We start from the raw sequence: 8810 nt of genomic DNA on the forward strand, positions 1-8810 counted from the left end.
GAGACAGGTTATATACCATACTCAAGGTTGTACTAATTCCTTGCTAATGGGAGTCATAGTATGTTTCTTTTAAGTGAGTTGTTAATGTCGAGGCGCTTCTTCTATTTGAAGAAATGGTTCAATATTGATATTTCTTTGGCCTTTTTCTTCCCGCACAAATAACCTTTCTTTTTTCTCTCTCTCAAGATCTATTCGCTTATTTTTATAAGTTAGAATTTCTATTTTTATTATTTAATGAAAAATTAAAGGTATTATCATGGCTAAAAGAATCGTTGAACCGTTCCGTATTAAAATGGTAGAAAATATCCGTATTCCATCAAGAGAAGAACGCGAAGCGGCATTAAAAGAGGCGGGTTATAACCCATTCTTGTTACCGAGTAGTGCTGTATATATTGACCTGTTAACGGACTCTGGTACTAACGCAATGAGCGACCACCAATGGGCAGCGATGATCACGGGTGATGAAGCGTACGCGGGTTCTCGTAACTATTATGATTTAAAAGATAAAGTTAAAGAGATGTTTGACTACGACTATGTGATCCCTGCTCACCAAGGTCGTGGTGCTGAGAACATGTTATTCCCTGTTTTATTGAAAGTGAAACAAGAACAAGGCGGCGCGAAAAAGCCGGTATTTATTTCTAACTTCCACTTTGATACTACCGCTGCCCACGTTGAATTAAATGGCTGTAAAGCGATTAACATTGTTACCGAAAAAGCCTATGACTCAGAAACTTATGATGATTGGAAAGGCAATTTCGATATTCAAAAATTAAAAGATAATATTGCAAAACATGGTGCTGAAAATGTGGTAGCAATTGTTTCTACCATTACCTGTAACAGTGCGGGTGGTCAGCCAGTTGCGATGGATAACTTGAAAGAAGTTTATGAAATCGCAAAACAGCATAATATCTTTGTGGTAATGGACTCCGCACGTTTCTGTGAAAACGCATATTTCATTAAAGAGCGTGATCCAAAATATAAAAATTCCACAATTAAAGAAATCATTCTGGATATGTACAAATATGCTGATGCGCTCACTATGTCAGCGAAAAAAGACCCACTGTTAAACATTGGTGGTCTGGTCTGTATTAAGAATGACGAGAAAATCTTTACGTTGGCAAGACAGCGCTGCGTACCAATGGAAGGCTTCGTGACTTACGGTGGTTTAGCGGGTCGTGATATGGCGGCAATGGTACAAGGCTTAGAAGAAGGGGCTGGGGAAGATTACCTGCATTATCGTATCGGCCAGGTGAAATATCTGGGTGACCGTTTACGTGAAGGCGGTATTCCAATTCAGTATCCTACTGGTGGACACGCTGTATTCGTGGACTGTAAAAAACTGGTTCCACAGATCCCAGGTGACCAATTCCCTGCGCAAGCTGTGATTAACGCGCTGTATTTAGAGTCAGGTGTTCGTGCTGTTGAAATTGGTTCATTCCTATTAGGTCGTGATCCTGAAACGGGCAAACAAAAACATGCTGATATGGAATTCATGCGGTTAACTATCGCACGACGTGTTTATACCAACGACCATATGGATTACATTGCAGATGCTCTGATTGGCTTGAAAGATAAATTCGCAACGCTGAAAGGTTTAGATTTCGAATATGAGCCACCAGTATTAAGACACTTCACTGCAAGATTAAAACCTATCAAATAATAGGTAGTTCTGTAATAGGCAGCTCTGCGGGTTCCCGTGCAATGCGGGAACCTTATCCCTTATTTTTAAGGTGACCAACATGAACAATTCGGCAGCCAAGAAAGAACCCTCCATAATGGTAGGGGGTTTTGTGCTAGGCGGAGCCATGATCGGGGCAGGTATGTTTAGCTTGCCAACAATTATGGCTGGGGCTTGGTTTATTAACTCGATTGTAATATTACTGATTGTTTGTTTCTTTATGTTTCACTCAGGGATCTATATTTTAGAATGTATATCCAAATATGGAGCCGGCACTAACTATTTTTATATCTCTAAAGAATTATTACCTAAATGGGCCTGCTATATTGCCAATGCAGCATTAATATTTGTTTTATATATATTGATATATGCTTATATTTCTGCAGCCGGATCCGTTATCAAAGAAGCGTCGGCAATATATGGATTTGATGTTAACTTAAGAGTGATATTTGTTGTCTTCACTTTACTGTTGGGCGCAAGTATTTGGTGGAGTGGTATTGCTGCAAGTCGATTAACATCATTATTTTTATTTATTAAAATTGTTTTATTTATTCTCGCTTTTTCAGGGTTATTCTTAATTGTAAAAACTGATTTATTATTAACATCTCCAGTGGGAGATAGTCAGTTATCTTTACTACCATTTGTCTTTATTATTATTCCTTATGCCATTACTTCGTTTGGTTATCACGGTAACGTCTGTAGTTTGTATAAGCTGTATCATGAAAATGAACGTAAAGTGGTTAAAAGTTGTGTGATTGGTTGTGTACTGGCTTTAATACTCTATTTCCTTTGGATATTAGGCACCATGGGAAATTTACCTCGAACAGAATTCCTCACCATAATTAATAAAGGCGGAAACCTCGATGCGTTTATTGAGTCACTGTATGCAGTATTAAGTAGCCCACATATTGCGACGTTCTTATTATGGTTCTCGATTAGTGCTGTATTTTGTTCATTCTTAGGGGTTGCGATTGGTTTATTCGACTACATTCTGGCGTCACTAAACTTTAATGATAACTCTTCAGGCAGAATGAAAGCAGCACTGTTATGTTTTATACCTCCTCTAGTTTTATGCATGTTATTCCCAAATGGCTTCTTAATTGCGATTGCTTATGCGGGGATGGCGGCGTGTATCTGGGCAATTATTTGCCCGGCAGTCATGGCATTAAAAGTGAGAGAGCGTTTCCCTAACTCGACGTTTAAAGTATGGGGAGGCAAAGGGCTAATCTATGCAGTTATAGCCTTTGGTGTTGTTGGTATTATTTGTCAGTTGTTAGCGCAGTTTAATGTATTACCGATATACCGTTAGTTTTTCAAATTAAGATGTAGTAATCACTGCCAAAGGTACAGCGAGGGTTTGCTGTACCTTTTTTATGGAAAACTAATAACGAGCCAATACGGATTGGCTACCATCCTTTTTAAAACTCATCACTGAATAGGCTTGTTTAAATCCGCTTGGTTGCTCCATACCTAAACTGCCCGCAGGCATGCCTCCGACAGCAATACCCGCAACGTCATCGGGTAGTGTATTGATTTTCGCTAAGCTATCGAGAGGAACGTGACCAACAACCAATTTGCCATTAATTTTGGCGGTATGGCAGCTGCGTAATGAGTTAGGTAAATTGGCTTCCTGATTGATTTTATCGATCTCTTGATAGGTGACATCGTGAATTTTCACGTCATAACCTGCGGCTTTTACTGCTTCGCCCCAAAGATGGCAGCAACCGCAACTTTCTTCTTTGTACAGCTCAACAACTTGGCTTGCTGCAACAGAGGAAAATGACGCTGCCAATAGTGCAGTGAATAACAATTTTTTCATATCAGTATTACTCCAAAAATAAGACATTGTTATTTAAATAAAAAATAAGGGTGCGAAATTTAAGCAGGTTTGTATTTCTCTTATGCGAGTTCTTATGGAACCCCTGAACCATAAAGCTTCCCGTAGGGGGAAGCTCAAGAGCTAAAACAGATTTTTGCTTATATTTACAGAACCTGATGATGGCGTTTTCTTACAGAAACAGAGCAATACTTTGGGAGGTCAATCACAAACTGGAAGATAGGGTAATTGTATGAAAATAGAACTTCAATGGATAAAAAACAGGCATTATGTCTCTAAAATCAATCAGTAAGCCAATTTTTAATCGGATTATTTTGCGCTTTTTTTGATGTCTAAAAGTCAGAAAGCAATTGAAAATAATTAAATTTTTCTCTTTTACCGCCGATAAATTAAACAAAGATCATTTTATTTTATCAAAAGAGAAATTCCATGCAGAAACTTCGAAATTATTCAATACGTGCTGTGATGCTCGTACTACTTGGCATTTTATGCCTAAACCTTGGGGGCATAAGCCTGTATAGCGGTTGGTCCTTATCGCGCATTTCTGACGGTATCCATGTTGACCGACAACTGGTGAAACAGATGACGGTACTCAGTCAGGGCAATGACCAATATTTTCGTTTTGTCACTCGCTTAACCCGCGTGATGGAAACCAAAAATGAGGGCAAAGAAGGAGATTACGCCTTGGTCAAAGACGCACTCGTGAACATGGAGCGTTATCTTGAGGAGATGAAATCAATTTCCCCAGGGCCGATGGATAAAGCCATTTCCGACCAAGTGATTAATAGCTGGCAAGCGCTGCTAGATGAAGGTGTGAAACCACAATTAGCCATTTCCATGGGGGAAGATAAGGCGGCTTATTTGGCGCATGCCCATAATGTCACGCCAGCATTGAGCCGCACATTCGGCGCGGCTATCACCCAGTTTAACCAAACTGCGGATGTGATGATTGAGCACACGCGGGAAGCGGTTGATGAGCATATGAATATGACGCGAGTAGTGATTATCATTGCGACCATTTTTGGTTTGCTGATTTTGATCTTCACTGACCGTTATCTAGCTAAGATGATGCAACGACCGCTGGAGCTGATCCGTCAATATTTCGATAAGATTGCGAAAGGGGATTTAAGCCAGCCAATCGAGCCATTTGGTCGTAACTGTGTGGGTAAACTTTTCCCGTTATTAGAAGAGATGCAGAACAGTTTACGTGATGCGGTGTTGACGATCCGCAATGGTAGCGAAAGTATTTATCGTGGTGCGACAGAAATATCTAACGGCAATAGTGACCTTTCCTCACGAACGGAAGAGCAAGCCGCAGCTTTGGAAGAAACCGCGGCGAGTATGGAACAAATCACAGCAGCAGTGCAGCTGAATGTGGAAAATACCCATCAAGCCAACCAATTAGCCGCTGAGGCCTTTGTAGTGGCTAATCAAGGGGATGCGATTGTTGAGTCCGTGGTGAGCACGATGGATGAAATCTCCCAGAGTGCCAAAAAAATATCTGACATCATCAGCATGATGAATGACATCAGCTTCCAGACCAATATTCTGGCACTGAATGCCTCCATTGAAGCGGCACGAGCAGGGGTTCATGGTCGTGGATTTATGGTGGTTGCCGCCGAAGTTCGTAAGCTTGCTAGCCATAGTGCCGATGCGGCAATGGAAATTGAAAAGTTGATTGCGGAATCAAGTTCGTGTGTGGAAAAAGGCACGCATTTGGTTCATGAAATGGGCTCGACAATGAGCAATATTCTGCAAGGGATCAACGATGTGACGGCGATTATGAAACAAATCACGACAGCTTCGGAGGAGCAGAGTAAAGGTATCGCACAGGTGGGGGTTGCCATCACTCAAATGGACAGTGTGACACAGCAAAATGCGTCTTTAGTTGAGCAAGTGGCAACAGCAGCAAGTTCATTAGAACATCAAACTGAAGAGCTGCAGGAATCAGTCAGTAAATTTCAGTTAACAAATAATGAGCGTAATTTTACCGAAGTGACGGTTGCCTAATATTGGCAACCATTGCATCGGTTTGAGAAGCCAAAACTCAGTATGAATTTGCGTTTGTACTGGGTTTTTTTATTTATAGAGGAGTTTTACATGATTAAGCCAACTCTCAGCTTTCTTCCCTGCTAAATACCGCTCAGAGGCGGTTGTTATTACGTAACCCAGTCGACTGTAGCTGTCTTTCAAGGTTGTTACATGTATTGGCGTGGGAACAAAATTAAACAGTAGAGGGGCACTTAATTGAGGATTGGCATGAAACCCGATAATTGTTCCTGGTTTCTCTGAGGTTAGAAAACGAATCGACGTATACTGTTTATTGGCGCAGAGTTTCGGGGTGTACACCATGTCTTTGACGTGCAAAGAAAGGTAGCACTCAACTAAATCAAACCCTGTTGATTGATAGCAAAGGGTATCAATCATCCCGCCGGCAACGCGGGGGTTAATTTCAATGAGTTTTATTTCACTGTGACTAAGCTTGAATTCAACGTGAGCAACGGTGTGGGATAAGCCGATTTGAGTGAGCCACGCTATGATCGTTTTCGTGATGTTTTCGATATCAAGAGTGTCATCGGGAAAGTCATGACCAATTTCGACAGCATATTGCCCAGATGTGGTGTATTTTTTGGTGACACCGAGTATTGTCCACTCGTTATCTTTAGAGTCCCAGTAAGCTTCTGCACTGTATTCATCCCCTTCAATGAACTCTTCAACAAGATAATGAGGGGAGAGCTGATATCCTCGACGGTTAACCCGAAATTCAGATAACGCCTGCACAGCAGTGAGTGCATCTTCCTCTGAATAACATATTGTTACTTGGTTGCTACCACTGTCATCGCAGGGTTTTATCACTACAGGGAACTGCATATTGTTCAGGTCAAACTTGTCATGGATATTGCCAACTTTGTAGCGACAATTGGCATTATGTTGGTGTAAATACTGCCGAGTCAGATGCTTGTAACGACAGGCTGTTAGGGCAATTAAACTTGGCGAAGGTAAATTGAAGGCGTGGGATGCTGCGGCAGCATTGATTAATCGATAGTCATCGAAAGCGACGATACCGTATAGGTTATAGTCCAGGGCATGGCTTAAAATCGCTGCCATGGAGTCTGTATTTAGTTCCACAACTTCATCAATATAGAGCATTGGGTTATCAGCCAGTTGAGCATAATAATGACGTTCTTTGGTGAATAAAACCGTGTGATAACCTCTCTCTTTTGCCAATTTGATGGCGCTGACGCCAGTACCGGAGATATTACATTCGAGAAATAGGATGGTTTTCATCAGTGCTCCTTAAATGGATAACGTATTCAGCGGTGAATAGAACTATGAGGATTAAAAGTAGGCTAGTAGGGATATAGGTGTGCATTTGAGTGTGGTTAGCAATAATGCCAACATAAGCGCCAAGGGATTCCGCTAATCCCCAACAGAATATACAAATAGATAATGAGAGCTTTTTACGGGTGAATGGGCATTTTTCAATCGCTAGACTGTTGTTATAGGGGCTCCAAATTAATTCGCTAAAGGTAAATAGGAATATCAGCAAATAAAGTGGGATTAATGCGCTGAAGTTTAAAAATAAAAGCAGGCTCGCAATCAGAAGAAGGCTGAATTTGTAGATAATAAATTGATGGGATTTTTTCTGTTTATCAATATATTGGGTCACTTTGATTTGCAAAAAAATGATCATAAAGGCATTCAAAGCGAATAGATAAGAAACCGTAATATAGTCTCTAGCATTTTGATAATTTAGCTCAAATAAGTAAGCCAAATTACGGAATACAAGCCCCAGCATAAAGAAAGGGATGGCGCTATAACAGAGAAAAATCCCCCATTCTAAAAAGCTGGCAGAGGCTTTCGTTTGTTGGCTTTGTATTGGTTGAGTATGTTTTGTATTCGTTAAGGTTAATGAGTACAGGGCAGCAATGAACATAATGGCGGCAGGAAGAAAGATCACTCCGGAATAAAAACTATGATAAAACCATTCGCCCACAGCACCACCGACTGCCGACGAAATATTCACAATGACATTTAAGATTGAAAAACTTTTCACTCTTTCTGAGTGATTATTATTTTCAGCAATAAATAAACTGGTACTGACATTCGCAATAGAAAACCCCGCACCAATCAATGCGGCAGATAACAGAATTGGGTAAAAATTTGAAATGAAATAGAGTGAAATAATAGATGTTGAGGAAATTAGATAGCTTAAAAATAGCGTTTTTTTATAATTAAGAAAATCAATAATAAAGTGGGTGAAGAGAGAAAAGGCACGGCTAATGAAAAGGAAGACAAAAATAATAATTGCGGTTTCACTCTCACTGATATTTTTATAGTGAATAAGATAGAGGGAGAAAAAAGGTAGAAAACTGTAAAAAGAGGTACCCGATAAAAATCGAGTGGTCATAATTTTATTCATCATATTGTATGCTTTCTATTTTTTTTAATAATAGCTCAAGTTGGTAGAGCATTGTCTCTGAAATATTGCTGCTAGTGACAAAACGCACAATATCAGCTGTCCAAGCGGTGGCTAACACCCCATGGCTTTTTAACTTTTGAACAACGTGCTCAGCATCTGGCACTTTTATCATAACGATATTAGTTTCGACTGGATAAGCGAGTTGAAAATAACGTGAAAGAATAGACGCGAGATGAACTGCATTTTGGTGATCGGTGTGTAACCGAGAGTCATAATGTTCCAGCTTATTTAAGGCAATAGCTGCCAGTAATCCTGATTGATGTAGCGCTCCACCATACCATTTTCGGTATCGTTTAGCGTTTTCTATATGATGCTGACTTCCTACTAACACTGAACCAAATGGCGCTCCAATGCCTTTTGATAGGCAGATATTGAGAAGATCGATATCTTTGGTATATTCTTGCGGAGGAATATTAAGGGAGATGCAGCTATTTAATACTCGGGCACCATCTAAAAACAGAGACATGTTTTTTTCAATACATAGCTGCTTGAGTTTCTTGATTTCTGCTAATGGGAATACGATTCCACCGTAGGTACTGATGCTACTTTCTATCGCAATGATTTTGGGAGTAGAGTATAAATTTGACCAACGAGCTTTATGATTAATTGCTTGAATAACATCTTGTTCAGTTAAAATACCACTTTGTGTTTTAACATTATTAATAATTAAGCCGTTTAATGCTGAGGTTTGGGATGATTCAAAAAAACAAATGTGGTAGCCGACTTCAGTAATGACTTCATCACCCAGTCGATAACCAACACCATGAACAGTTTGAATAAACTTGCTGCCTAATTTACGGCGTAAGTGGTGA

The 8810-nt window shown here is 40.1% G+C and carries 7 protein-coding genes; 3 read left to right on the forward strand and 4 right to left on the reverse strand.

Translation table 11 applies throughout. The features are described 5' to 3' along the window. The first annotated feature begins 256 nt into the window (after positions 1-256). Positions 257-1660 carry a tryptophanase gene (locus JK188_RS14995; RefSeq protein WP_036956054.1) on the forward strand — a complete coding sequence of 468 codons (1404 nt, stop codon included), beginning with the start codon at positions 257-259 and terminating at the stop codon, positions 1658-1660. 79 nt (positions 1661-1739) lie between these two features. Beyond that, a complete protein-coding gene (locus JK188_RS15000; protein ID WP_036956056.1) occupies positions 1740-2987 on the forward strand; it encodes an aromatic amino acid transporter in 1248 nt (415 codons plus the stop codon). 72 nt (positions 2988-3059) lie between these two features. Here the strand turns inward: JK188_RS15000 and JK188_RS15005 are convergent, their stop codons facing one another. Next, positions 3060-3497: a DUF411 domain-containing protein gene (locus JK188_RS15005; RefSeq protein ID WP_211887344.1), complete on the reverse strand. Its 438-nt coding sequence runs from the start codon at positions 3495-3497 to the stop codon at positions 3060-3062. A gap of 447 nt (positions 3498-3944) precedes the next feature. On the opposite strand from JK188_RS15005, the gene JK188_RS15010 reads away from it, so the two are divergent. Beyond that, complete coding sequence (locus tag JK188_RS15010; protein WP_211887345.1) at positions 3945-5525, forward strand: methyl-accepting chemotaxis protein; 1581 nt, start codon at positions 3945-3947, stop codon at positions 5523-5525. Positions 5526-5594: 69 nt separating this feature from the next. Here JK188_RS15010 and JK188_RS15015 read toward each other — a convergent pair whose 3' ends face one another. The 3 genes from JK188_RS15015 to JK188_RS15025 form a co-directional block, all read right to left on the reverse strand. Next, complete coding sequence (locus JK188_RS15015) at positions 5595-6803, reverse strand: ATP-grasp domain-containing protein (protein WP_154599766.1); 1209 nt, start codon at positions 6801-6803, stop codon at positions 5595-5597. Further along, the gene (locus JK188_RS15020; protein ID WP_249215472.1) at positions 6775-7941 is read right to left on the reverse strand and encodes an MFS transporter; all 1167 of its coding nucleotides are present in this window, start codon (positions 7939-7941) and stop codon (positions 6775-6777) included. Before JK188_RS15020 ends, JK188_RS15015 begins: the two co-directional genes overlap by 29 nt. Next, a partial coding sequence (locus JK188_RS15025; RefSeq protein WP_211888663.1) for a threonine aldolase family protein occupies positions 7931-8810 on the reverse strand: 880 nt, incomplete at its 5' end. The genes JK188_RS15020 and JK188_RS15025, both read right to left, overlap by 11 nt.

The sequence above is a fragment of the Providencia sp. JGM181 genome, from assembly GCF_018257375.1.
GTDB lineage: Bacteria > Pseudomonadota > Gammaproteobacteria > Enterobacterales > Enterobacteriaceae > Providencia > Providencia lanzhouensis.